The organism is Burkholderia sp. NRF60-BP8, from assembly GCF_001522585.2.
Lineage (GTDB): Bacteria > Pseudomonadota > Gammaproteobacteria > Burkholderiales > Burkholderiaceae > Burkholderia.
Window position 1 is genome coordinate 3175795 of the sequence record NZ_CP013373.1, and the last position, 23586, is coordinate 3199380.

Below are 23586 nucleotides of genomic sequence, written 5' to 3' on the forward strand. Positions count from 1 at the left end.
TCTCGCCTCCGCTCGCGATCGCGTTACTTCGCGACGACGACCGGAATCCCCTTCAGCATCCCCGCGCCCTTCATCTCGTCGAGCGCGTGCTGCACGGCCGCGCTCGTCGCCGCGTCGATACCGAGCTGCAACGCGAGCTCGCGTTCCGCGCGCTTCACGCCGGCGAGGTTGCGCACCTTCACGTGGCCGAAGCCGCGCACGCGCGCGTGCAGGTCGGCCAGTTGCACGACCTGCGCCGCATTGCCGGGCGTCATCGCGGCGAACGCACGCGCGAGCGTGGTCTCGTAGTCGTCGGCCAGCGCGCGCTCCATCCTGCGCTCGACCGTGCGGCCGAACGGATCGAGCCACGTGCCGCGCAGGCTGCGCACGCGCGCCAGCATGCCGAGCACCGGCCACATCCACTGGCCGAACACGCGCTTCTTCGGCGTGCCGCCGTCGCTGCCGGCCTTCGCGACCGTCGGCGGCGCCAGGTTGAACTTCACGCGGTACGCGTGGCCCGGCACGCCTTCGAACTGCGCTTCGAGCGCCGAGCGGAACGCGTCGTCCGTGTACAGCCGCGCGACTTCGTATTCGTCCTTTACCGCGAGCAGCCGGTAGAACGTCGTCGCGACCGCGCGCGTGAGCGCGTCGTCGCCCTTCGCGCGCGCCGCGTTCACCAGCGCACGGTAGCGCTCGACGTAGCGCGCGCCGCCGTATGCGTCGAGGCGCGCTTCGCGATCGGCGATCAGCTCGGCGAGCGTCTCCGGCGCGGCGTGGGCGGCCACCGCATGCCGCGCATTCCACAACGCATCGAGGCCCGCCGCGTCGCCGGCCGCCATCCGGCCGATCGAGAACGCGAGCTTGTTCATCGGCACCGCGACGTTGTTCAGCTCGATCGCGCGCATCATCGCGGCGAGCGACACCGGTACGAGGCCGAGCTGCCACGCGTAGCCGAGCATCAGGATGTTCGCGCCGATCGAATCGCCGAGGAACTTCGCGGCGAGCGCCTGCGCGTCGCAGCTCGACAGGTAGCCGTCGCCGGCCGCGTGGCGCATCTTCTCGAGCAGCGCATCCGCGTGCAGGTTCGCGTCGGGGTTCTGCACGAACGACGCATTCGGGATCCGGTGCGTGTTGACGACGATCCGCGAACGCGCGTGACGCACCGTCTGCAGCGCTTCGGCGCTTGCGCCCACGACCATGTCGCACGCGAGCAGCACGTCGGCCTGCTGCGTGTCGATGCGCACCTGGTTCAGCCAGCGGTCGCTGGACGCGATCCGCACGAACGACAGCACCGAGCCGCCCTTCTGCGCGAAGCCCATGAAGTCGAGCACCGAGGCGCTCTTGCCTTCGAGGTGCGCGGCCATGCTGATCAGCGCGCCGACCGTCACGACGCCGGTGCCGCCGACGCCCGTCACCAGCATGTCGAACGGCGCCGCGTCGAGATGCGTCGCCGGCACCGGCAACGCGTCGACGCGCGCGGCGAGCGCCGCTTCGTCGAATGCGGCGCCGGCCGCCTTCTTCAGCGCCGCGCCTTCGACCGTCACGAAGCTCGGGCAGAAGCCGTTCACGCACGAATAGTCCTTGTTGCACGACGACTGGTCGATGCGGCGCTTGCGGCCGAGCGGCGTTTCGAGCGGCTCGACCGACAGGCAGTTCGACTGCACGCCGCAATCGCCGCAGCCTTCGCACACCGCGTCGTTGATGAACAGGCGCTTGTCCGGGTCGGGGAATTCGCCTTTCTTGCGGCGGCGGCGCTTCTCGGCCGCGCAGGTCTGGTCGTAGATCAGCACGGTGACGCCCGGCGTCTCGCGCAATTCGCGCTGCACCGCGTCGAGTTCGCTGCGGTGATGGAACGTCGTGCCGGCCGGGAACTGCCCGTGATGGCCGTCGTACTTCTGCGGCTCGTCGGACACCACGACGAAGCGCGACACGCCTTCGGCCTCGACCTGCCGCGCGATCTGCGGCACCGAGATGCTGCCGTCGACCGGCTGGCCGCCCGTCATCGCGACCGCGTCGTTGTAGAGGATCTTGTACGTGATGTTCGCTTTCGCGGCGACCGCCTGGCGGATCGCGAGGATGCCCGAATGGAAGTAGGTGCCGTCGCCGAGGTTCTGGAACACGTGCTTCGTGTTCGTGAACATCGCGTGCGCGGCCCAGTCGACGCCCTCGCCGCCCATCTGGATCAGCCCGGTCGTGTCGCGTTCCATCCACGACGCCATGAAGTGGCAGCCGATGCCGGCCTGCGCGATCGAGCCTTCCGGCACCTTCGTCGACGTGTTGTGCGGGCAGCCCGAGCAGAAGTACGGCGTGCGCTTCACCGCATCGGCCTCGTTCGACAGGATCTGCGGCGCGACGAGATCGACGAGCCGTTCGCGGCGGTCGAGCGCCGGCTTGTGCCGTGCGAGCCAGTCGGCGAACACCGGCAGGATGCGCGACGGACGCAGTTCGCCGAGCTCGGACAGCAGGCACGCGCCGGCCGCGTCGTGCTTGCCGAGCACGCGCGGGCGCGCGCCTTCGGCACGGTTGTACAGGTAGTCCTTGATCTGCTGCTCGATGACGGGGCCCTTCTCCTCGATCACCAGCACTTCGGCGAGCCCGTCGACGAAGGTCTCGAGCCGCGTCATTTCGAGCGGATACGACAGGCCGACCTTGTAGATCCGCACGCCGGCCGCGTCGAGATCGGCGACCGTCAGGTCGAGGCGGCGCAGCGCTTCCATCAGGTCGAGGTGCGCCTTGCCGCAGGTGACGATCCCGACGTTCGCGTGCGCGCTCGGCGCGATCCACTTGTCGATGCTGTTGACGCGCGCGAAGTGGCGGACCGCGTCGAGCTTCGCCGCGAGGCGCGCCTCGATCGTGAGGCTCGGCAGGTCAGGCCAGCGGTTGTGCAGGCCGCCCGCGGGCGGCGTGAATCCTGCCGGCGCCGGCCAGCGCGTCTGCAACGCATCGAGGTCGACGGTCGAGCCCGACTCGACCGTTTCCGAGATCGCCTTGAAGCCGACCCACGCACCCGAGTAGCGCGACAGCGCCCAGCCGTACAGGCCGAATTCGAGCATGTCGGCGATGTTCGACGGGTTCACGACCGGCATGTGCCACGCCATCATCGCGAAGTCGCTCTGGTGCGGCATCGACGACGACACGCAGCCATGGTCGTCGCCCGCGACGACCAGCACGCCGCCGTGCGGCGACGAACCGTACGCGTTGCCGTGCTTCAGCGCGTCGCCCGCGCGATCGACGCCCGGGCCCTTGCCGTACCACATCGCATACACGCCCTCGACCGTGCGCTCGGGGTCGGCCTCGACCCGCTGCGTGCCGAGCACGGCCGTGCCGCCGAGTTCCTCGTTGATCGCGGGCAGGAAGCGCACGCCGCTCGCGTCGAGCAGTTTCTTCGCCTTCCACAGCTGCTGATCGACCATGCCGAGCGGCGAGCCGCGGTAGCCGCTGACGAAGCCGGCTGTGTTCAGCCCCTGCTCGACGTCGGCCGCGCGCTGCATCAGCAGCAGGCGGATCAGCGCCTGCGTGCCGGTCAGGAAGATCCGGCCGCGCGTCGCGGTCAGGTTGTCGGTCAGGCGGTAGTCGGACAGGGCAGGCGTGCCGTCGACGGGCAGGCGGGCGGTCATGGGGGGAGTCTCCGGATTGTGCTGTTCTGGGCCGTGCGCGGCGGGGCGTCGGATGACGCGCCGGTGCCGGCAGCGAATGGCTCTATTTTTTCGCGCGCCGCCGAGAATGTTTTTCCTCATCTTGCTCGGACCGGCGCGCAGCGAGAAAAACTGCGCAGCTTTTGGCCGACATTTGAGAGAGTTTTCGCGCGGGCGGCAGGAGCGCGGTGGGTGATGCGTCGGCGGCGGTCGACGCTCGGGCGGAAAAGCCGGCGCAGGTCGCAAGGGTCGCCGCCCGACCGGCGATCGGCGCGCGAACCTCGGCCGACAAGGGTTTCGGCGGCATAGGCCGTCGCCCTCACCATTGAAATGCACAGCGTTCCGAGTGGCCGGAAGCGACGGATGTCCACAACGCCGCCCCCTTCGGCCGATCGGGTTCGCGCGCTCACCGTTCGATTGCACAGCATTTCGAGTGGCGTCGAAGCCGGGATGTCCACATCCGGAATCGACATGCGGGACGCTCGGGCAACGGCGCTCACCGTTGAAATTCACAGCTTGGCGAGTGGGTCGCGGCGATGGATATCCCCATCGGAAATCGCGGGGTTTCGTCGGTCCTCTGCTTGCGCTCACCGCTCGAATACACAGCGTCGAGCGTGGGTTTGGAGGGCGAATGTCCTCGCGCCGGATCCCGCATGCCGCGCGATTGCCGGATCGCATTCACCGTTGAAATACACAGCGCTTCGAGTGCTTGACCGGGACGGATGCTCCCGCCTGAACACGCAGGCCACGCGATTGCCGACGCACTCTCACCATTGATATACACAGGGGTTTGACTGACTGTGATGGCAGTTGTCCATGTGCGGATCCACGTTGCCTCCCGGCCATCCGCGCACCCTCACCGTTGAAAACCACAGCGCTTCGAGTGATCGACCGGGCCGGATACCCTCGCTTGAACACGCAGGCCATGCGATTGCCGACTCACGCTCACCGTTGATATACACAGGAACTCGACTGGCTGCGGTGGCAGTTGTCCACGTGCGGATCCGCGTTGCCTCCCGGCCATCCGGGCACTCTCACCGTTGAAAACCACAGCGCTTCGAGTGATGGAGCGGGCCGGATATCCACATGGACGAGCGTTCTCCGATCGATAACCGCCGCGCCTCTCGAGGGACGCCAACGACCGGCGGTCCATACTGGAAGCGGCTCATCACGCGATCAGGCACCGATGCTCACCGTCGAGATACACAGTGCCCAGAGTCGTTTCGGCGGACGGATATCCACACGACAATGCGCGTAGCCGTTGCTCGCAATCTGGCTCCTCGGCCTGACAGGAACATTGCTTCACGTGGCGTCGGCGGTCGAACGGCCGCATCCTGAAGGGCGACGCGCCGATCGCGGGCACACGCTCACCATTGAATTGCACAGCGCGCAGCGTCGCTGAAGCAAGCGGCCAAGCGCGTCGAAATCCGCGCGTTGCGAACCACGCACCGGCGCTCACCGTTAGAATGCACAGCCGTTCGATTGGGGGCCGGAGCCGGATATCGACGTCGCCCGGCCCGCATGCCCGGGGGCGCATACGCGCGCCATCGGCTAGAATGCGCGTCGCCCCGCACGGCGACACTGGCTCGAAACCCGCGTCGGGGCGGGCGCGCAGCCGGATCGGTCGCGACACTCACCATTGAATTTCACAGCATTTCGCTTCGTCCGGACGCGAGTTGTCCACACCCCGCTTCATGTCTTGCGCAGCATCCGGTCATCCTCACCTGTGAAAACCACAGGGCGCCGAGTCGTTTCGACGCGCGGATATCCACAATCGGAGGCGCGACCGAATCTTCATCTGCCGATCGACGGACGCCTTGGCGCACGAAATCCCGGAAAAGCCGCAAAGGCTTGTCCGGACGGCCTCGACGGCACACTCACCGTTCGATTGCACAGCGTTTCGAGTAGCCTTGGCGACGTGTTGTCCACATCCCGTCGACGCTGCTTCGTCGCGCCGGCACGCCCGGGCGACGTTATTCCGCGATCGACCGGATGATCTTCGCCGGATTGCCGCCGACCAGCGTATTCGGCGGCACGTCCCGCGTGACGACAGCCGCGGCCGCGACGACCGCGTTCTCGCCGATCGTCACGCCGCCGATGATCGTCACACCTGCGCCGATCCACACGTTCCGCCCGATCACGATCGGCTTCGCGACCACGCCGTCGCGTCGCCGCGACGGCTCGACCGGATGACCGGACGTGATGAGGCTGACGTTCGGGCCGATCATCACGTCGTCGCCGATCTCAAGCCCGCCCAGGTCGTAGAACGTGCAGTTCTGGTTGACGAACACGTTGCGCCCGAGCTTCATGCCGGCGCCGCCCGTCGCATGGAACGGCGGGATCAGCACGAAACCGTCGTCCACCTGCGTGCCGATCAGTTCGCCGAACAATGCGCGCACGTCCGCCGCATCGTCGAACGTCAGGCGGTTGAGCCGCGCGGTGATCGCCATCGCCCGTTTGATCTCGGCCACCATGGCCGCCGATTCGGGTGTCCTGCGCGGAATGATCGTGGTGCGATCGTCGTTTGCCATGCGTGACGGGTCTCCAGTAGATGCGGGGTTGCGCGATGCGTCGGCGAATCGCGGGCGAGCGGCCGATTGCGTTGCCGTGTGAACGGAGGCTGCGGATTGGGCCCGGCACATTGTAGTGATGCCGCTTTTTCGCCGGGATTTTCTGAAGGAGTTCTACAAATAACTAGTTTTTGTATAACTAGTTATTTATAGAACCCCTGTCACAGAAGGATTTCATCGCGTCTTGCGCCGGCTTCACTGCGTGCGACCGACTCTGAAGCCCCTAGCCGGGCGCCCCTGTCCCAACCTCCCGCGCTCGGGTACGCTTGAGCCTCCACCGGATCGACACCTGCACCCAAACGCGGAGGCGCGATGAAGCTCTACTACTGGCCGAAGACCCGGGCATTCCGGGCGCTGTGGATGCTCGAGGAAATCGGTGTGGTGTACGAACTCGTGCCGGTCGATCTGCGCTCGCACGAACAGGGCAGCGATGCTTTCGTGCAGGTCAACCCGATGGCCAAGCTGCCCGCGCTCGACGACGGCGGCGCCCCGTTCGCCGAATCGGGCGCCGTGCTGCTCTATCTCGCCGATCGCTGCCCCGCTGCCGGCCTCGGCATCGCCCCCGACGATCTGCTGCGCGGCCGCTTCCTCCAATGGATGTTCTTCACGCCGACCTGCCTCGAACCGGCGATGGCCGAGAAATTCACCGGCGCGTCGGGCAATCCGGTCGCGTTCGGCTGGGGCAACATCGCGCGCGTGCAGCGTGCCCTCGCGCAAGCGCTCGCCCACAGTCGCTGGCTCGTCGGCGAGCGCTTCACCGCGGCCGACCTGCTGCTCGCGAGCACGCTGAAGATCGCGTTCGACGCGCATCTGCTGCCGCACGAAGGCGTGCTCGGCGACTACGTCGCGCGCGCCGAGGACCGCGACGCGTTCCGCCGCGCGGTCGCGATCGAACGGCGCGAAGCGGCGCGTCTGCTGCACGCGTGACGCGCACCGGGGCGGCGCCCCGCCGCCGTCGGTCACGTCTGCGCGGCCGGCCCCGGCGGCGACGCGTCCGCGTCGATCGCCACGCCCGGCGAACCGCGCGCGTCCGTGTCGACGTCGATCGGCACGACGTCGTGAAAATGCGTGTAATCGATGTGCGTGATGCCGTCCTCGTCGTGCATCAGGTCGACATAGCGGTGGCGCCAGCGGATCTCGCCATGCGCCCATGCATGACGCGCCTGCATGACCTGCGCGGTGGTCTCGTCCGAGCCCTCGATCGTGATCAACAGTTGCGCGTCGCGCGCGGCGAGCGATTCGGGCGTCTCGCCGAACAGCGCGCTCGACTCGTCGATCACGTGCATCAGGTTCCAGCCGAGCAGGAAGATCGGATGCTCGTTGCGCACGAGCGGCAGGTCGTGAATCTTGCGCAGCGAATAGCCCTCGTGCGTGCCTTCGACGCGCATCAGCCGCAGCTTCGCCTGTGCCTCGGCAATCACGTTCTGGCGGGCATTCGCGGCGCGCACCATCAGCGTCATCCGGCCGTTCAGCGGCCGCACGATCGCGTAGCGCGCGAACAGGATCTTCGCCTGCGGCCGCGAAAACCGCGCGAACACGAGCCCCGTGGCCAGCGCGATGCCCGACATCCCGACGAAGATCTCGAACGTCGCGACGAGGTGCGCATAAACCGTCTGCGGATGCATGTCGCCGTAGCCGACGGTCGCGAGCGTCTCGACGCTGAAGAAGAACGCGCCGCCGAAGCCGGCCGGCGACTGGTTCGCGATCGGCGCATGGCCGAGCAGGTAGAGCGTCGCGAAGCCGCCGTTGAGCAGCAGGAACAGCACCGCGAGCGACAGGAAGAACACGGGCCAGCTCACCGTCAGCGCGCGGTGATAGAAATCGCGCCAGCCGAGCGGCGGCATCCCGTACGCGATCACCGGGCGGGTGCCCGACCAGATCTTGCGGCCACGGCCGCGGGAGGCTGGGGAGGACGAATCGACGTTCATCGCGCGGCGCCGGTTGCAGGGAGGCGATGAGCGTAGCACGCGCGGCAGCGGCCGGGAATGCGGGGCGATTCGGAACGGAAACCCGCTGCGCAGCCGCGAAAAAAAGCCGGCCGCACGAGCGGCCGGCTGGGTCGTCGTGCGGGCTCGCGCGCGGCGCCCGCCGCGATCACTTCCGGTCGACGATCACCTGGTCGAACGTGCCGCCGTCGGCGAAATGGGTCTTCTGCGCGTTCGCCCAGCTGCCGAAGACCTGCTCGACGCTGAACGTCTTCAGCGGCTTGAACTCGGCCGCATGTTTCTTCAGCACGGCCGCGTCGCGCGGGCGCAGATGGTGCTGCGCGATGATCTCCTGCGCTTGCGGCGTGTACAGGTAGTCGAGATACGCCTGCGCGACCTTGCGCGTGCCTTTCTTGTCGACCACCTTGTCGACGACGGCGACGGGCGGCTCCGCGAGGATGCTCGCCGACGGATACACGGCGTCGAACTGCGCGCCCGACGCGCCCGTGTCCATCAGCGCGACCTCGTTCTCGAACGTGACGAGCACGTCGCCGATGCCGCGCTGCGTGAACGTCGTCGTCGCGCCGCGGCCGCCCGAATCGAGCACCGGCACGTTGCGGAAGATCGCCTTCTCGAAGTCGAGCGCCTGCTGGTCGGTCGCACCCTTCTGCTTCTGGAAGCCCCAGGCGGCGAGATACGCATAGCGGCCGTTGCCCGACGTCTTCGGGTTCGCGATGATCACCTGGACGCCCGGCTTCGCGAGATCGCTCCAGTCCTTGATCGCCTTCGGGTTGCCCTTGCGCACGAGGAACACCATCGTCGTCGAGTACGGCGAACTGTTGTCGGGGAAGCGCGCGCGCCAGTCCTTCGGCAGCAACTGGCCGCGCTCGGCGAGCAGGTCGATGTCGTTCGGCTGGTTCATCGTCACGACGTCGGCCTGCAGCCCCTGCAGCACCGACAGCGCCTGCGCGCTCGACGCGCCGTGCGACTGCTTGATCGTGACCGTCTCGCCGGTCTTCTGCTTGTAGGCGGCGGCAAAGCTCGTGTTGATGTCCTTGTAGAGCTCGCGCGTCACGTCGTACGACACGTTCAGGATCGACGTGTCCGCCTGCGCGGCCGTCGCCGCCACGACCAGCGCCGCCGCGCCCGTGTGCAGCCAGCGGCCGATCCCCTTGATGCTTGCCATCGTGATATGCCCCGTTTCCAGTGGTGGTGAATGTGCGTGACCGCACGCGTACGCGCCGTCATCGAAACGTAAGCGGGCATTCTAGCGGCCGGGCGCAGCGCGCCTTCCAATCAGTCGTGAAAAGCAAATCTCGAATCCTGCTAAACGACGGCCGGGGCTCGCGCGCCCTGCCGCCCCGGTGTTAAGATCGCCGCTCAGCCCACTCACGGTTCATCCATGTCCGCTACCCTGCGCTCGCCCTCGATCCTCGCCGCCGTCGCGGCAGGTGCGCGCGCGGCCGGGCTGAAACTGAAAAAACGACTCCTCGACTGACGGGGACGTCGCGTCCCGTCAGGCGAATGCCGGACGGGATGCCCGCAGGTCGTTTCATTCTCCTTGCACGCACGCCTCGCTCCGGCCCCCCGCCGGCGGAACGGTTCCTTCCCACTCCGTTTCCACCATGAGGCTTTGCATGAACACACGTTTCGAAGGTATCTGGCTGCCGATCGTCACGCCGTTCCACCACGGCGAGGTCGATCACGCGGCGCTCGCGCGGCTCGCACGCCGTTATGCGGCCGCCGGCATCGCAGGCTTCGTCGCGGGCGCGACGACCGGCGAAGGCGTGCTGCTCGACGCGCGCGAACAGGACGCGGTGTTCGCGACGCTGCGCGACGCGGCGCCCGCGCTGCCGATCGTCGTCGGGCTGACCGCGAGCGCGACGCATTTCGCGGCTGCCCGCGCGCGGGAGCTCGCGGCGCTGCGCCCCGACGGGCTGCTCGTCACGCCGCCCGTCTACGTGCGGCCGACGCAGGACGGCATCCGCCGCCATGTGGAGGCGATCGTCGACGCGGCCGACCTGCCCGTGCTCGTCTACAACATCCCGTACCGCACCGGCGTGAACGTCGAACTGGACACGCTGCAGGCGCTCGCCCGCGATCCGCGCGTCGCGGGCATCAAGGAATGCGGCGGCACGCTCGACCGGATGAGCCGGCTCGTGCACGACACGCCGCTCGCGATCCTGTCCGGCGACGACAACCAGAACTTCGCGGCGATGTGCGCAGGCGCGCACGGCGCGATCGCGAGCAGCGCGCACGTGCTGCCCGAATGGCATGTGCGGATTCATGCGTGGCTGCGCGACGGGCGGCTCGCCGACGCGCGGCGCCTGTCGGTCGCGCTGCAGCCGCTCGTCGCAGCGCTGTTCGCGGAACCGAACCCGGCACCGGTGAAGGCCGTGCTCGCCGCGCAAGGGTGGTGCGAGGACGGGTTGCGGCTGCCGTTCGTGCCGGCGAGCGACGGGTTGCGGGAGAGGCTGGGCAGGCTCCGTGCGGCGCTCGAGGAAATCGAACCGCACGCTGCGGCTGTATGAACGGCCGGTCATGCATCGGGGGCCGGCGACCGCCGGCTTCCCGCCTGGCAGATTGTTTCAGACTGTCAGAACCACAGACATGCCGTACCGGGCGAGATGCCCATCGGCGGTGACGAGCCGCAGGGGTTCATGCTGGGCCTGCGCAACGAGCAGCCGATCGAACGGGTCGCGATGATGGCTCGGCAAGTTGCGTACGGCTGCCCCGTGTACGGCCCGGACCGGCAGTTCGCGGAACCCGCTCGCCCGAAGCACGCGAACTAGCCGATCCACGTCGACATCGAGCTTCCCCAAGCCGGCCTTGATCGCGGCTTCCCAGATACTCGCGCTGCTGACGAACCGCTCGTCGGCATCCGCGATCAGCCTGCGTGCTCGGGCGCTGAGCTTCGGGTCATCGGTCACGCTCCACAAGAAGATGTGCGTATCGAGCAGCAACCGCATCAGCGCCCTTCGAAAGCAGCCAGCAAGTCGTCGGGCAGCGGTGCGTCGAAGTCGTCCGCAATCCGAACCTGACCTCGCAGGAGGCCGAACCGAACGGGCCGTTTGACGGATACGGACCGATCCCCGGATGCTGGCGGGTTCGAGATCGCGGTTTCCTTGCCGGAAATCGAAACGTCGACTTGTTGCGATGGATCGGCCGTGGTGCCGGGGATATTTGCGCGTTGCATGATGACCTCCGCTTTGGATGCCACCACTGTATTCAAGTCGGCCCGAACGATCCATTCAGCCGAATGGGGGATGCCTGCCGGATCTCGGCGGCTCGTCACGCCGCGAGCGCTACGCCGCCCTCCTCCGTCGCGCCCCGCACCGCCTGCGTCACGATCCGTGCAAGCCGGTCGACCGTCGGGGTCGCCGACGACGTGCGCCGCAGCAGGATCAGCGGCAAGCTCGGCAGCGCCGGCAGCCCGCACGACGCGGCATCGAGCACGCGCACCGAAGCCGGCAACCCGTAATGCGAGCGCACCGTCAGCCCGAGCCCCGCCGCCGCGGCCGCCCATAGCCCGGCCAGGCTCGGCGTCGTGAACGCGACGCGCCACGGCACGCCGGCACGATCGAGCGCATCGGTCGCCGCGCCGAAGAACCGGCACGGCCGGTCGAACACGACGAGCGGCAACGGCTCGTCCGTCGCCCGCACGGCACGGCCGCCGGTTTCGTCGACGCCGCCTTCCCCACCCGCGTCCCCCCCGCCATCCGGCACACCGAAACCACCGCCCGCCGCCGCGCCGATCCACTGCATCGGCACCTGCGCGATCGCTTCGCCGTCGATCCCCGCCCGCGACACGAGCGCCGCCGACGCCGGATCGCCCCACACGAGCGCCAGATCGAGCTGGTTCGCATCGAGCCGGTCGAGCAGATCGGCGTTGCGCGCCACGCGCGCCTCGATCTTCACCTTCGGATGCGCACGCGCGAACCGCCCGAGCACGTCCGGCAGGATCGCCTCGCCGAAATCCTCCTGCAGCCCGACGCGTACCCAGCCGTCGAGCTTCACGCCGCGCACGGCCGCGGCCGCCTCGTCGTTCAGCTCGATCATCCGCCGCGCGTAGCGCAGCATCGCGTCGCCGGCATCGGTCAGCGCGAGCCCGCGCCCCGCTTTCACGAACAGCGGCGTGCCGGCCTGCTCCTCGAGCTTGCGGATCTGCGCGCTCACCGCCGACGACGAGCGCGCGACACGGTCCGCCGCCTTCGCGAAACTGCCGAGATCCACGCCCGCGACGAGGCTGCGCAGCGCCGCGACGTCGAAGTTGGGCCGCGCCAGCGCGGCATCGGCCATCGCGAGCGGCTCGCCGCCGTCGCGCGGAATGTCTTGTCCGGGCATCTCAATCATCCTGTTTCATCGAACGATTCATCCAAAACTTTCCGATTTTCAGGATGAATGTAGGCCGCCAGACTGTGCACGTCAACCTCGAACCGGGCCTGCCGTCATGGATACCTCGTGCATCGCTTCCCCCTCTTCGCCTGCCCGCGACGTGCGCGGGCCGGCCCATCGCTGGCGCGTGCTGGCCGCCGGCGTCGCCGCCAACATGAGCTTTTCGGCCGCCGCGGCCGGCATTCCGACCACGGCCGTGTGGATGCGCGCCGCCTACCATCTGGACAACGGCGCACTCGGCCTCGTGCTCGGCGCGCTCGGCTTCGGCGTCGCGCTGTCCGAGCTGCCGTGGGGCATCGCCGCCGACCGCTTCGGCGACCGCCGCGTGCTGCTGACCGGGCTCGTCGCGACGGCCGCGATGCTCGCGCTGATGGTGGGCACGATCGTCCCGACCGCGCACGCGGCGCCGCCGCTGATGCGCGTCGTCGCGGCGATGGCCTGCGTCGGCCTGCTCGGCGGCAGCGTGAACGGCTCGAGCGGGCGCGCGGTAATGCGCTGGTTCGGCGAGCGCGAACGCGGGCTCGCGATGAGCATCCGCCAGACGGCCGTGCCGCTCGGGGGCGGCCTCGGCGCGGCGCTGCTGCCGTCGCTTGCATCGCACGCGGGATTCGCTGCGGTCTATGGCGCGCTGATGCTGCTGTGCGCGGGTTCGGCCGCGCTCACGTGGCGCTGGCTGCACGAGCCGCCCGACGTGCCCCGTGTCGCGCAACCGGTCTTCGCGCAGGCGGCCCTGACGCAGGCGACCCCGACGCAGTCGCGCCTCACGCAGGCGGCCCACGGACAGTCGGCGCCGTCGCAGTCCGCCGCGCAATCGCCTGCGCATCCATCCGCGCGCCGCGCGCGCAACCCGCTCGCGAGCGGGCCCGTGTGGCGCATCGTGCTCGGCATCGGCCTGCTGTGCGCGCCGCAATTCGCGGTGCTCACGTTCGCGACGGTGTTCCTGCACGACTTCGGCCGGCTCGGTCTTGCCGGCATCAGCGCGGCGATGGTCGCGCTGCAGCTCGGCGCGATGGCGATGCGCGTCTGGAGCGGCCGCCATACCGACCGGCACGGCAACCGGCGCGCGTACCTGCGCGGTTCCGTGCTCGTCGCGGCCGGGTCGTTCGCGCTGCTCGCGGCGGCGACGGCCGGCAGCCCGCAGGTGCCGCTCGCCGCGATCGTCGCGATTCTCGTGTTCGCCGGCATCTGCGTGTCGGCATGGCACGGCGTCGCGTACACGGAGCTGGCGACGCTCGCGGGCGCGAACCACGCGGGCACCGCGCTCGGGATGGCGAACACGATCGTCTATCTCGGGCTGTTCGCGACGCCGCTCGCGATTCCGCCGCTGCTCGCCGCGAGTTCGTGGAGCGTGGTGTGGCTCGCGGCGGCGTTGATCGCGGGCGCGACCTATCCGCTGTTCGCGGTGAGATAGCCGCCGCCCGTTCCGCGCGGGCGGCGCGGCGCGGATCCCTGCGCCCGCGCCCCCGTCAGACCGCCTCGCGCGCCAGCGCACGCCGCGCGGCCGGCCGTTCGGCCTCGCGCTGCGCATGGGCAGTCCATGCGGGATGTCGCGTCATGTCGAGCCCGATCGCGACGCCCCAGCGATACAGCACGAGCAGGAACGGATCGACGATCGAATGCGCGCCCGGTTCGGCCCACGTGCGGCCGTCGGCCAGCAAGGCTTCGATCGACGCGTTCGCGGCCTCGATCGTGCTGCGTCCCTGCGCGCTGACCGCGCCGTGCAGCGCCGGATCGTCGATGAAGCGGCCCGGCCGCCACAGCGCGCCGTAGCCGACGCCATGCACCCAGCCGACCAGCCAGGCGAGCCATTCGTGGCAGCGCGCCTCGCGCAGCGGATCGCCGAGCGGCAGCAATTGCGCATCCGGGTAACGGCGCGCGAGATACGTGAGGATCGCCGGCGTTTCGGTCAGCACACGCGGTTCGCCCGGAATCGCGAGCACGGGCACGCGCGCCTTCGCGTTGATCGCGAGGTAGCGCGCTTCGAGGTTCTGCCGCTCCTTCACCGAGACGATCTCGATGTCGAACGGCGCGCCGGTTTCCTCCAGCGCGATGTGGGCGGCGAGCGAGCAGGCGCCCGGCGAAAGATAGAGACGATAGGCGTTCATGGCGGTGTGACCCCGACGGGGCTGTGGAAGACGGAGCCGAGTGTAGGAACGCGTGCCGATGCGCGGCAAACGATGAATTGTCGTGCTCGGACATTAGTGTTACTAATACCCGCATGCGACGCATCCACCTTCCTCCGCTGCAGACGCTGCGCGCGTTCGAGACCGCCGTGCGGCTGCAGAGCTTCACGCGCGCGGCCGACGCGCTCGCGCTCACGCAGGGCGCGGTCAGCCAGCACATCCGCGCGCTGGAGGCGCAGCTCGGCTATCCGCTTTTCACGCGCGAGCGCAACGGCGCGACGCCGACGCACGCCGCGCATGCGCTCGCGCTGCAGGTGCGCCAGGGCCTGAGCGTGCTCGAACGCGCGTTCGAGCCGACGCTCGCGGTGCGCCGCCGCCCGCGCACCTGCGACGTGACGTTGAACGTGAGCGTGCTGCCGAGCGTCGCCGAGCGCTGGCTCGCGCCGCGCCTGCCGCGCTTCGCGGCCGCGCATCCGCACATCTCGATCGCGCTGCATCCGGACGTGGCGCTCGCGCCGCTGCGCAAGCGCGACCGCATCGACGTCGCGCTGCGCTACGGGCCTGGTACGTGGCCCGGCGTCGTCGCCGAGAAGCTGATGAACGAGACGATCTTTCCGGTCGCGAGCCCCGCCTACCGTAATCGCGACGGCATCGTGCCGCGCACGCCGGCCGACCTCGTGCGCGCGACGCTGCTGCGCCATCCCGCGCAGCCGTGGGAACCGTGGTTCCAGGCCGCGCGGCTCGACCTCACTGAATCCGCGCGCGCGCCGCGCTTCACCGATGCGAACGCGTTGATCGATGCTGCGCTGAAGGGGCGCGGCGTCGCGCTCGCGCGCCGCTCGCTGATCGAGCCCGAGCTCGCGGCCGGCACGCTCGTGCGCGTGTCGACGGTGCGCATCACCGACGTGTACGCGCACTACGTCGTGTGGCGCCCCGGCCATCCGCACGAAGCGGCGATCCGCACCTGGCTCGACTGGCTGCGCAGCGAAGTGCGGCGCAGGACGCCGCGACGCTGACGCCGCCTCCCGGCACGCTCACGCGCGCGTCGGCGGCACGACCTTGTCGAGCGTGATCGGCAGATCGCGCACCCGCACGCCGGTCGCGTGATAAACCGCATTCGCGATCGCGGCCGGCACGCCGGTGATGCCGATCTCGCCGATACCGCGAATGCCGAGCGGATTGAAATGCGTGTCGCTTTCGTCGACGAAACTCACGTCGAGCTCGCCGATGTCCGCGTTCACGGGGACGTGATATTCGGCGAGATTCGCGTTCGTGAAGCGGCCGTGCCGCACGTCGAGATGCGAGCCCTCCTCGAGCGCGGTGCCGAGCCCCCACACCATCCCGCCGATCAATTGGCTGCGCGCCGTCTTCGCGTTGAGCACGCTGCCGACGCTGTAGACGCCGACGATGCGCGGTACGCGAAGCGTGCCGAGCGCGGCATCGACGTGCACTTCGGCAAACACCGCGCCGAACGAATGGGACGCATAGCGCGACTTCTCGTCGCCCGGCTTCGTCGTCGCCTGCGCGTCGATCGGCCGGCCGCCGGCGCGCGCGATCACCGCCGCGGCCGGGTCGCGTCGCGACGGGTCGCCGCGCTGCACGACCCAGCCGTCGTCGATCGTCACGTCGTCGGCCGTGGCGCCGTGCAGCGGCGAGCCCGGATCGGCGATCGCCAGCGCAATCAGTTTGGCGCGCGCCTGCCGCGCGGCCTCGCGCACGGCAGGCGCCACGCTCGCCGCCGACTGCGAGCCGCCCGACACCGGCGCGCGCGGCAGGGTGGAATCGCCGAGCACGAAGCGCACGTTCTGCGGCGCGAAGCCGAGCGCGTCGGCCGCGACCTGCGTCATCACCGTGTAGGTTCCGGTGCCGATGTCCTGCGTGCCCGACGCGACTTCGGCCGTGCCGTCCGGCAAGATGCGCGCACGCGCCGACGCTTCGCTGCGGTTCGCCGGATAGGTGGCGGCCGCCATCCCGAGGCCGATCAGCGTGTGGCCGTCTCGCATCGTGCGCGGCGCGCCGGTGCGGCGCGACCAGCCGAAGCGCCGCGCGCCGACCTCGTAGCACTCGCGCAGCTTGTTGCTCGACCACGGCTTGCCGTCCTGCGGATCGACCTGCGCGTAATTCGCGAGCCGCAGCGCGACCGGGTCAATGCCGAGCCGCCACGCGAGCTCGTCCATCGCCGATTCCAGCGCGAACGAGCCGGACGCCTCGCCGGGTGCGCGCATGAACGTCGGCGTGCCGACGTTCAGCGACACGATCCGGTGCGTGGTCGCCTGGTTCGGCACCGCGTACATGATCCGCGCAGGCATCCCGCACATTTCCGTCCAGTCCTCGAACGTCGACGTCGTGACGATCGAGTCGTGACGCATCGCGGTCAACGTTCCGTCCCCGCGTGCGGCCAACACGACGCGCTGTTCGGTGAGCGGCCGACCGCCGACCGGGCCGAACATCTGCGGCCGCGTCAGCGCAAGGCGAACCGGGCGCCCCACCTGCTTCGCGGCCATCGCGCACAACGACACGTGCGACCACGACGACCCCTTGCAACCGAAGCCGCCGCCGAGGAACGGCGAAATCACGCGCACCTGTTCCGGCGCGAGGCCGAATACGGCGGCCACCGCCGCGCTCGCGCCCGACACGCCCTGCGTCGCATCGTGCAGCGTGAGCGTCGGGCCGTCCCAGTGCGCCATCGTCGCGTGCGGCTCGATCGGGTTGTGGTGCTGCATCGGCGTCGTATAGGTGGCGTCGATGCGCACCGCGCCTTCGCGCAGGCCGGCATCGACGTCGCCGCGCTGCGTGTCCATCGGGCGCCCCTGCTGCTTCGGCGGCACGCGCGCGCCGCGCTTCGCCTGCGCGAAATCGAGCGCGGCATCGTTCGCGCGATAGCGCACGCGCACGGCATCCGCGGCGTCGGTCGCCTGCTCGAGCGTTTCGGCGACGACGACCGCGACGGGCTCGTTGCCGTAGCGCACGGTGTCGTCCTGCAGCAGCGTGAGCCGGCGCCCGGCGGGCGGCGACAGCGGCGGCCGGCCGCCGTTGGGCAGCCGCATCGCGTTCTCGTGCGTGAGCACGATCAGCACGCCCGGCATCGCGCGGGCGCGCGCCGTATCGATCGATTCGATGCGGCCGGACGCGATCGTGCTCGTCACGAGCACCGCATGCGCGAGCCGCGCATCGGGAAACTCGGCCGCGTAGCGCGCGCCGCCCGTCACCTTGAGCACGCCGTCGACCCGGTCGAGCGGCTGTCCCGTCACCGTGTTCATGCGGCACCTCCCGTCGGCGCGGCGGCCGTTTCGACCGCACGGACGATCGCCCGCTGCGCGAGCGCGACCTTGAATCCATTGCCGTCGAGCGGTCGCGCATCGCGCAACGCCAGCGCGGCCGCCTCGCGCAGCGTCGCGTCGGTCGGTGTGCGGCCCGCGAGATGCGCTTCCGCCTCCATCGCACGCAACGGCTTGTGCGCGACGCCGCCGAGCGCGATCCGCGCGTCGGCGACGCGCGGGCCGTCCATCCGCAGGGCCGCCGCGACCGACACCAGCGCGAACGCGTAGCTCGCGCGGTCCCGCACTTTCAGATAGTGCGCATGGTCGGCGAAGCGCGGCGGCGGCAAGTCGACCGCGGTGATCAGCTCGCCCGCTTCGAGCGTCGTGTCGAGATCGGGCCGATCGCCCGGCAGCCGGTGAAACGATGCGATCGGGATCTGCCGTGCGCCGCGCGGGCCGCTCACCTGCACGACGGCGTCGAGCGCGGCGAGCGCGACGCTCATGTCCGACGGGTTCACCGCCACGCACTGCGGGCTCGCGCCGAGGATCGCGTGCATCCGGTTGTGGCCGCCGATCGCCGCGCAGCCGCTGCCCGGCTCGCGCTTGTTGCACTGCGCGAACGCGGGATCGTAGAAATACGGGCAGCGCGTGCGCTGCATCAGGTTGCCGCCGACGGTCGCCATGTTGCGCAATTGCGCGGACGCGCCGGCGAGCAGCGCCTGCGACAGCAGCGGATAGTCGGCGCGGATGCGCGGATGATCGGCCGCATCGCTGTTGCGCACGAGCGCACCGATGCGCACCCCGCCGCCGGGCAGCGCCTCGACCGTATCGAGGCCGGCGATGCGCGTGATGTCGATGAGCGCGACGGGTCGCGCGACGCCGCCTTTCATCAGGTCCAGCAGGTTCGTGCCGCCGCCGATGAACGTCGCACCGGGCCGTTGCGCCGCGCGCACGGCGCCGGCGACGTCGGTCGCGCGTTCGTAGGAGATTGCTTCCATGGCGCTGCCCTCCGTCGGCTAGCCGTGCGCCGCATGCGCGGCGCGCACGGCGGCGACGATGTTCGGGTACGCGCCGCAGCGGCACAGGTTGCCGCTCATGCGCTCGCGGATCTCGTCGTCCGACAGGCTCGCGGGCGGGCGCCGCACGTCGTCGCTGGCGGCGCTGCCGGCGCCCGCCGCGAACTCGTCGAGCAGCGCGGTCGCCGAGCAGAGCTGGCCGGACGTGCAGTAGCCGCACTGGAATGCATCGCACTCGACGAACGCGCGCTGCACCGGGCTCAGCACGCCGTCGCGCGCCAGCCCTTCGACGGTCGTGATTCGCTCGCCTTCGTGCATCACCGCGAGCGTCAGGCATGCGTTGATGCGCCGCCCGTCGACGAGCACCGTGCACGCGCCGCACTGCCCGCGATCGCAGCCCTTTTTCGTGCCCGTGAGCCCGGCGTATTCGCGCAGTGCGTCGAGCAGCGTGACGCGCGGTTCGAGCTGCAGCGTGTACGCCCGCCCGTTGATGTCGAGATGCACGGGCTGCGCGGGCACCGTATCGCGGCGGGGCGCAGCCGGTGCGGATGCCGCGCGCGGCGGCTGCGCGTGAACGTGCGGGGCGGCGCCGACGGTCGCTGCCGCCGCCGCGGATTGCAGGAAGCGCCGCCGTGCGGCGCTGGACGGCGTATCGTGCGGCAACGGCGGCACCGCCGAACGACCGGGCCCCAGCGGCGACGGGGCGGCGTCGCGCGCCGGTTCGGCAGGCGGAGAATCGGATCGATCGCTGGACATGGCTTCTGCTCGCTCCATGGTTGATGGACGCAGATGGGCCGCCCGCGCCCGGATGGCAGCGCGGTCGGCATGCGCATCGGCAACGAGCAATTCCAGTGCCGCGAACCCGCGGAGCGCCGCGCCGATGCACGGTGCCGGCGCCGGTCCGCGGCGCGCACGCGCGGCGGCCCGCCCGCGTCGCCGGCAAGCGCGCCTACATGACGCCACGCTGGCGCGCGGCTGGCCGTTCGCTGACGAAGCGGCAATAACGACCGGTTTTTTGGGCGTGAGCGGCCGCACGTCGGTCGCAAGTTGCCGGGAGCATGCGCGATGCCGCGCATGACGCCCGCGTCGCCGTGGCCGGATCGCGGCGACGCGCACCGTGTAAATGCGCACAGCATCCGCGGCCGCTGGAAAATTCCGCCACGCGTGCCGGCGGATCGCCGCGAGGGCATTCGGTCAGCCTGACGAAAACATGTCGCGATCGCGCCCCGCCCGCCAACGATTCACCGAAACGTCGCATCGCGGCGGCATACTCGAAAACGTTTCCCGATCAGCCTGCCAGGAGAGAAGTCATGCGTCGCGTTTCCGTCGCCGTCGTTCTGTGTGCCGCCGTTTTCGTCGCCGCGTGCAGCGACGACGCGCCGCACGACGCCAACGCGACCGACACCGCGCCGCAGGCCGGCGCATCGAGCGGCGCCGCCAGCGCGTTCAACAGCGACGCGACCGCGAACGCCGCCGCATCCGACGCCGCGCCGCTCGCGCCGCCCGTCGTGCACTATCCGCCCGATGACGACGACGATGCGAAGTCCGCCACGAACGCGGCCGCGTCGGGCGCCGCCGCGTCGTCGCCGGGCTGATCCCGCCATCGCGCGATACGAGTCGGTACCGCTCCGGGGAGAGTGGCGGGCCCGTGCGGCGAGCCGCCACCGGCATGACGTAACGATCCGCGACGGCGCGAACGGCGCGGTGTCGCGCCGCTTCGCGGGCCATGTCGGGCACAGCCGGCCGAGCGCGTCGAACCCGGCCGCCGTCGGGCGCATCCGCGCGCCGTCGCCAGCGCAACGGCACGGCATGCGCCGCGCAACCCGCCCGTCAGACCGCGTGCGCGAGCGCGCGCTCGACGAGCGCGGCCTCGAAGCCGTCGTCCGCGTCGCGAAAGCGCAGCGGCGCCGCGCAATGCACCAGCGTGTCGACGAAGTATTTCGCGCGCGGCCACGGCCCGAAGCCGGCCGCCGTGTTGATGTGCCCGGCATCGCCGAGGTTCACGAACGCGCTGCCCAGGCGCTGCGCGAGCGCGCGCGCGTCGGCGAGCGGCATCCACGGGTCGGTCTCGCTGCCGATCATGATCGACGGCACCGCGAGCCGGCGCGCGTCGAACGGCCCGGCAAACGTGAATTTCTTCGGGCTGGCCGGCGCGACGAACAGCACGCCTGCCACATCGCCCACATGCGGCCACTGCGCGAGCGCATGCGCGGCCGCGAGGCAGCCGAAGCTGTGCGCGGCGAGCACGAACGGGCCGCGCTCGCGATCGAGCAGCGCGCGCACCGCTTGCGCCCAGCCCGCGAGATCGGGCGCATCCCAGTCGTGCTGCTCGACGCGCAACGAGCGCGGGAACTGCCGCTCGAGCCACGTCTGCCAGTGAGCGCCTTCGCTGCCGTGCAGGCCCGGAACGGTGACGAGCCGCGGCGGCCACGCCGATTTGCTGCATGCGCGCATGATTGCCCTCGCTTGCTTGAAGACGAGGTTCGATTGTGGCGTCGGGTACGCGTCGACCGAACCAATATTTTGTGCTTTGCTTTTGCGCGCGGCGGCGACCGGCGACGGCCCCGCGACGGCGCAATGTGCCGCGAAACCGTAGAATGTGGGCTTCCCGTCAGCTTCACACGGAACCGGCCCGGGCGCGCGACGCGCCGGCCGTCGTCAGGAGACACCCGATGTCCGCTACGTCCGCCGGCGCGCCGCGCCCGGCTTCGCTCGCCATTCCCGTGACGCGCCGCGCCGGCGTGCACGCGCTCGCGCTCGCGCTCGCGCAATGAAGATCCTGTTCCATTCTCCGCATCAGGATGCCGACGCATGGCGCGACGAGATCGCGCGTGCGCTGCCGGAAGCCGAACTGCGCGCATGGCAGCCGGGCGATACGGCCGCCGCCGACTACGCGCTCGTGTGGCGCGCGCCGCGCGAGTTCTTCGCACCGCGCGACGGCCTGCGCGCGATCTTCAACCTCGGCGCGGGCGTCGATGCGCTGCTCGCGTTCGAGCGCGCGCATCCGGGCACGCTGCCCGCGCACGTGCCGTTGGTGCGGCTCGAAGACTCGGGCATGGCGCAGCAGATGGTCGAATACGTGACGCACGCGGTGCTGCGCTACCTGCGCCGTTTCGACGAATACGACCTGCAGCAGCGCGAGCGCCGCTGGCAGCCGCTCGAACCGCATGCGCGCGCGAGCTTCACCGTCGCGGTCCTCGGCCTCGGCGTGCTCGGCGCCGAGGTCGCCCGCGCGCTCGCCGCGCTCGGTCTGCCGGTGCGCGGCTACAGCCGCAGCGCGAAGCAGCTCGACGGCGTCGCGACCTTCGCCGGCGACGGCGCATTCGACGCGTGCATCGGCGGCGCGAAGGTGCTCGTCAACCTGCTGCCGAGCACGCGCGACACCGACGGCATCCTGTCGGCGCGCACGTTCGCTCGGCTCGCGCGCGGCGCGTACGTGGTCAACGTCGCGCGCGGCGCGCATCTCGTCGAAGCCGACCTGCTCGACGCGCTCGCGAGCGGCCAGGTCGCCGCGGCCACGCTCGACGTGTTCCAGCACGAACCGCTGCCGGACGACCATCCGTTCTGGCACGCGCCGCGCATCACGATCACGCCGCACAGCTCGGCCGAGACGCTGCGCGCGGAAGCCGTCGAGCAGATCGCGGGCAAGATCCGCGCGTTCGAGCGCGGCGCACCCGTGAGCGGCATCGTCGACTACGCGCGCGGCTACTGAATTCCGCACAAAAAGCAACCAGGAGACAACCATGACGCTCCCCACCGCCGTCAAGATCGTCGAAGTCGGCCCGCGCGACGGGCTGCAGAACGAGAAGACCTTCGTGCCGACCGACGTGAAGATCGCGCTCGTCGACCGGCTGTCGCGCGCCGGCTTCCGCAACGTCGAGGCCGCGTCGTTCGTGTCGCCGAAATGGGTGCCGCAGATGGCCGACGGCGCCGACGTGATGGCCGGCATCGCGCGCCGCGCGGGCACCGTGTATTCGGTCCTCACGCCGAACCTGAAGGGCTTCGAGAATGCGCTCGCCGCACGCGCGGACGAAGTCGTGATCTTCGGCGCGGCGAGCGAGGCGTTCTCGCAGCGGAACATCAACTGCAGCATCGCCGAGAGCATCGCACGCTTCGAGCCCGTCGCGAAGGCCGCGAAGGACGCGGGCCTGCGGCTGCGCGGCAGCGTGTCGTGCGCGCTCGGCTGCCCGTACCAGGGCGAGGTGCCGGTCGCGTCGGTCGTCGACGTCGTCGACCGCTTCGCGGCGCTCGGCTGCGACGAGATCGACATCGCGGACACGATCGGCGTCGGCACGCCGAAGCGTACGCGCGAAGTGCTGTCGGCGGTCACGCGCGTGTTCCCGCGCGAACGCCTGTCGGGCCACTTCCACGATACCTACGGCCAGGCGCTCGCGAACATCTACGCGGCGCTGTTCGAAGGCATCGAGATCTTCCACGCGTCGGTCGCGGGCCTCGGCGGCTGCCCGTACGCGAAGGGCGCGACCGGCAACGTCGCGACCGAGGACGTGCTGTACCTGATGCAGGGCCTCGGCATCGATACCGGCATCGATCTCGCGCAGGTCGTCGCGGCCGGCGATTTCATCTCGAACGCGATCGGGCGCGCAAACGTGTCGCGCGCCGGTCGTGCATTGCTCGCCAAGGCGCAGAGCGCGGCCGACGCCGCGAACTGCGTCTGATCACCTC

At 70.1% G+C, this 23586-nt stretch carries 20 protein-coding genes; 7 read left to right on the plus strand and 13 right to left on the minus strand.

Features of this window, described 5'->3' with window-relative positions:
* Positions 1-23: 23 nt before the first annotated feature.
* From WS54_RS28360 to WS54_RS28375, 3 genes are all read right to left on the minus strand, one after another.
* Positions 24-3596, minus strand: a complete 3573-nt coding sequence (locus WS54_RS28360; protein ID WP_059785355.1) for an indolepyruvate ferredoxin oxidoreductase family protein — start codon at positions 3594-3596, stop codon at positions 24-26.
* A gap of 116 nt (positions 3597-3712) precedes the next feature.
* A complete protein-coding gene (locus WS54_RS33800; RefSeq protein WP_159086711.1) occupies positions 3713-4087 on the minus strand; it encodes a hypothetical protein in 375 nt (124 codons plus the stop codon).
* Positions 4088-5587: 1500 nt separating this feature from the next.
* Positions 5588-6145 (minus strand): DapH/DapD/GlmU-related protein, encoded by a 558-nt coding sequence (locus tag WS54_RS28375; protein WP_059785359.1) that lies wholly within the window; start codon positions 6143-6145, stop codon positions 5588-5590.
* A 351-nt stretch (positions 6146-6496) separates the two neighbouring features.
* Here WS54_RS28375 and WS54_RS28380 point away from each other — a divergent pair, with 351 nt between their 5' ends.
* Positions 6497-7111, plus strand: coding sequence for a glutathione S-transferase family protein (locus WS54_RS28380; protein ID WP_059785363.1), 615 nt, complete (start codon positions 6497-6499; stop codon positions 7109-7111).
* 32 nt (positions 7112-7143) lie between these two features.
* Here WS54_RS28380 and WS54_RS28385 read toward each other — a convergent pair whose 3' ends face one another.
* Positions 7144-8112 (minus strand): ion channel, encoded by a 969-nt coding sequence (locus WS54_RS28385; RefSeq protein ID WP_034208534.1) that lies wholly within the window; start codon positions 8110-8112, stop codon positions 7144-7146.
* Between the two features lie 166 nt (positions 8113-8278).
* Positions 8279-9295: a sulfate ABC transporter substrate-binding protein gene (locus WS54_RS28390; protein WP_059785366.1), complete on the minus strand. Its 1017-nt coding sequence runs from the start codon at positions 9293-9295 to the stop codon at positions 8279-8281.
* 451 nt (positions 9296-9746) lie between these two features.
* On the opposite strand from WS54_RS28390, the gene dapA reads away from it, so the two are divergent.
* Positions 9747-10640, plus strand: coding sequence for a 4-hydroxy-tetrahydrodipicolinate synthase (gene dapA, locus WS54_RS28400; RefSeq protein WP_059785370.1), 894 nt, complete (start codon positions 9747-9749; stop codon positions 10638-10640).
* Between the two features lie 57 nt (positions 10641-10697).
* On the opposite strand, the gene WS54_RS28405 is transcribed toward dapA, so the two are convergent.
* The 3 genes from WS54_RS28405 to WS54_RS28415 all read right to left on the minus strand — a co-directional run bounded on the left by WS54_RS28405 (position 10698) and on the right by WS54_RS28415 (position 12453).
* Complete coding sequence (locus WS54_RS28405) at positions 10698-11078, minus strand: type II toxin-antitoxin system VapC family toxin (protein ID WP_034208537.1); 381 nt, start codon at positions 11076-11078, stop codon at positions 10698-10700.
* Entirely contained in the window at positions 11078-11305 is a 228-nt protein-coding gene (locus WS54_RS28410) for a hypothetical protein (protein WP_082725181.1), read from the minus strand. The genes WS54_RS28405 and WS54_RS28410 overlap by 1 nt, the downstream gene beginning before the upstream one ends.
* A 95-nt stretch (positions 11306-11400) precedes the next feature.
* A complete protein-coding gene (locus WS54_RS28415) occupies positions 11401-12453 on the minus strand; it encodes a LysR substrate-binding domain-containing protein (protein WP_059785412.1) in 1053 nt (350 codons plus the stop codon).
* Positions 12454-12559: 106 nt separating this feature from the next.
* Here WS54_RS28415 and WS54_RS28420 point away from each other — a divergent pair, with 106 nt between their 5' ends.
* The gene (locus WS54_RS28420; RefSeq protein WP_059785373.1) at positions 12560-13915 is read left to right on the plus strand and encodes an MFS transporter; all 1356 of its coding nucleotides are present in this window, start codon (positions 12560-12562) and stop codon (positions 13913-13915) included.
* A gap of 55 nt (positions 13916-13970) precedes the next feature.
* On the opposite strand, the gene WS54_RS28425 is transcribed toward WS54_RS28420, so the two are convergent.
* The gene (locus tag WS54_RS28425) at positions 13971-14609 is read right to left on the minus strand and encodes a glutathione S-transferase family protein (RefSeq protein WP_059785376.1); all 639 of its coding nucleotides are present in this window, start codon (positions 14607-14609) and stop codon (positions 13971-13973) included.
* 113 nt (positions 14610-14722) lie between these two features.
* Here WS54_RS28425 and WS54_RS28430 point away from each other — a divergent pair, with 113 nt between their 5' ends.
* Entirely contained in the window at positions 14723-15643 is a 921-nt protein-coding gene (locus tag WS54_RS28430) for a LysR substrate-binding domain-containing protein (RefSeq protein ID WP_059785377.1), read from the plus strand.
* 18 nt (positions 15644-15661) lie between these two features.
* Here the strand turns inward: WS54_RS28430 and WS54_RS28435 are convergent, their stop codons facing one another.
* The 3 genes from WS54_RS28435 to WS54_RS28445 are packed head-to-tail and all read right to left on the minus strand — an operon-like array spanning position 15662 to position 19659.
* The gene (locus WS54_RS28435; RefSeq protein ID WP_059785381.1) at positions 15662-17887 is read right to left on the minus strand and encodes a xanthine dehydrogenase family protein molybdopterin-binding subunit; all 2226 of its coding nucleotides are present in this window, start codon (positions 17885-17887) and stop codon (positions 15662-15664) included.
* Positions 17884-18885, minus strand: coding sequence for an FAD binding domain-containing protein (locus WS54_RS28440; RefSeq protein WP_059785383.1), 1002 nt, complete (start codon positions 18883-18885; stop codon positions 17884-17886). The genes WS54_RS28435 and WS54_RS28440 overlap by 4 nt, the downstream gene beginning before the upstream one ends.
* 18 nt (positions 18886-18903) lie before the next feature.
* Entirely contained in the window at positions 18904-19659 is a 756-nt protein-coding gene (locus tag WS54_RS28445) for a (2Fe-2S)-binding protein (protein WP_059785386.1), read from the minus strand.
* Positions 19660-20213: 554 nt separating this feature from the next.
* On the opposite strand from WS54_RS28445, the gene WS54_RS28455 reads away from it, so the two are divergent.
* Positions 20214-20498 carry a hypothetical protein gene (locus tag WS54_RS28455; protein ID WP_059785389.1) on the plus strand — a complete coding sequence of 95 codons (285 nt, stop codon included), beginning with the start codon at positions 20214-20216 and terminating at the stop codon, positions 20496-20498.
* 235 nt (positions 20499-20733) lie between these two features.
* Here WS54_RS28455 and WS54_RS28460 read toward each other — a convergent pair whose 3' ends face one another.
* The gene (locus WS54_RS28460) at positions 20734-21357 is read right to left on the minus strand and encodes an RBBP9/YdeN family alpha/beta hydrolase (protein WP_059785392.1); all 624 of its coding nucleotides are present in this window, start codon (positions 21355-21357) and stop codon (positions 20734-20736) included.
* 316 nt (positions 21358-21673) lie between these two features.
* Here WS54_RS28460 and WS54_RS28465 point away from each other — a divergent pair, with 316 nt between their 5' ends.
* On the plus strand, positions 21674-22615 hold the full coding sequence (locus WS54_RS28465) for a 2-hydroxyacid dehydrogenase (RefSeq protein ID WP_059785395.1): 942 nt from the start codon (positions 21674-21676) through the stop codon (positions 22613-22615).
* 31 nt (positions 22616-22646) lie between these two features.
* Positions 22647-23579, plus strand: coding sequence for a hydroxymethylglutaryl-CoA lyase (locus tag WS54_RS28470; protein WP_034208549.1), 933 nt, complete (start codon positions 22647-22649; stop codon positions 23577-23579).
* Positions 23580-23586 lie beyond the last annotated feature (7 nt).

What these genes read in the sequence shown, in the direction of transcription:
- WS54_RS33800 (WP_159086711.1), bottom strand. Translation starts at nt 4,087, where the DNA reads ATGTCGATTCCGGATGTGGACATCCCGGCTTCGACGCCACTCGAAATG.
- WS54_RS28385 (WP_034208534.1), bottom strand. Translation starts at nt 8,112, where the DNA reads ATGAACGTCGATTCGTCCTCCCCAGCCTCCCGCGGCCGTGGCCGCAAG.
- WS54_RS28360 (WP_059785355.1), bottom strand. Translation starts at nt 3,596, where the DNA reads ATGACCGCCCGCCTGCCCGTCGACGGCACGCCTGCCCTGTCCGACTAC.
- WS54_RS28415 (WP_059785412.1), bottom strand. Translation starts at nt 12,453, where the DNA reads ATGCCCGGACAAGACATTCCGCGCGACGGCGGCGAGCCGCTCGCGATG.
- WS54_RS28460 (WP_059785392.1), bottom strand. Translation starts at nt 21,357, where the DNA reads ATGCGCGCATGCAGCAAATCGGCGTGGCCGCCGCGGCTCGTCACCGTT.
- WS54_RS28440 (WP_059785383.1), bottom strand. Translation starts at nt 18,885, where the DNA reads ATGGAAGCAATCTCCTACGAACGCGCGACCGACGTCGCCGGCGCCGTG.
- WS54_RS28435 (WP_059785381.1), bottom strand. Translation starts at nt 17,887, where the DNA reads ATGAACACGGTGACGGGACAGCCGCTCGACCGGGTCGACGGCGTGCTC.
- WS54_RS28430 (WP_059785377.1), top strand. Translation starts at nt 14,723, where the DNA reads ATGCGACGCATCCACCTTCCTCCGCTGCAGACGCTGCGCGCGTTCGAG.
- WS54_RS28445 (WP_059785386.1), bottom strand. Translation starts at nt 19,659, where the DNA reads ATGTCCAGCGATCGATCCGATTCTCCGCCTGCCGAACCGGCGCGCGAC.
- WS54_RS28465 (WP_059785395.1), top strand. Translation starts at nt 21,674, where the DNA reads ATGAAGATCCTGTTCCATTCTCCGCATCAGGATGCCGACGCATGGCGC.
- WS54_RS28390 (WP_059785366.1), bottom strand. Translation starts at nt 9,295, where the DNA reads ATGGCAAGCATCAAGGGGATCGGCCGCTGGCTGCACACGGGCGCGGCG.
- WS54_RS28405 (WP_034208537.1), bottom strand. Translation starts at nt 11,078, where the DNA reads ATGCGGTTGCTGCTCGATACGCACATCTTCTTGTGGAGCGTGACCGAT.
- WS54_RS28375 (WP_059785359.1), bottom strand. Translation starts at nt 6,145, where the DNA reads ATGGCAAACGACGATCGCACCACGATCATTCCGCGCAGGACACCCGAA.
- WS54_RS28380 (WP_059785363.1), top strand. Translation starts at nt 6,497, where the DNA reads ATGAAGCTCTACTACTGGCCGAAGACCCGGGCATTCCGGGCGCTGTGG.
- WS54_RS28470 (WP_034208549.1), top strand. Translation starts at nt 22,647, where the DNA reads ATGACGCTCCCCACCGCCGTCAAGATCGTCGAAGTCGGCCCGCGCGAC.
- WS54_RS28455 (WP_059785389.1), top strand. Translation starts at nt 20,214, where the DNA reads ATGCGTCGCGTTTCCGTCGCCGTCGTTCTGTGTGCCGCCGTTTTCGTC.
- WS54_RS28410 (WP_082725181.1), bottom strand. Translation starts at nt 11,305, where the DNA reads ATGCAACGCGCAAATATCCCCGGCACCACGGCCGATCCATCGCAACAA.
- dapA (WP_059785370.1), top strand. Translation starts at nt 9,747, where the DNA reads ATGAACACACGTTTCGAAGGTATCTGGCTGCCGATCGTCACGCCGTTC.
- WS54_RS28425 (WP_059785376.1), bottom strand. Translation starts at nt 14,609, where the DNA reads ATGAACGCCTATCGTCTCTATCTTTCGCCGGGCGCCTGCTCGCTCGCC.
- WS54_RS28420 (WP_059785373.1), top strand. Translation starts at nt 12,560, where the DNA reads ATGGATACCTCGTGCATCGCTTCCCCCTCTTCGCCTGCCCGCGACGTG.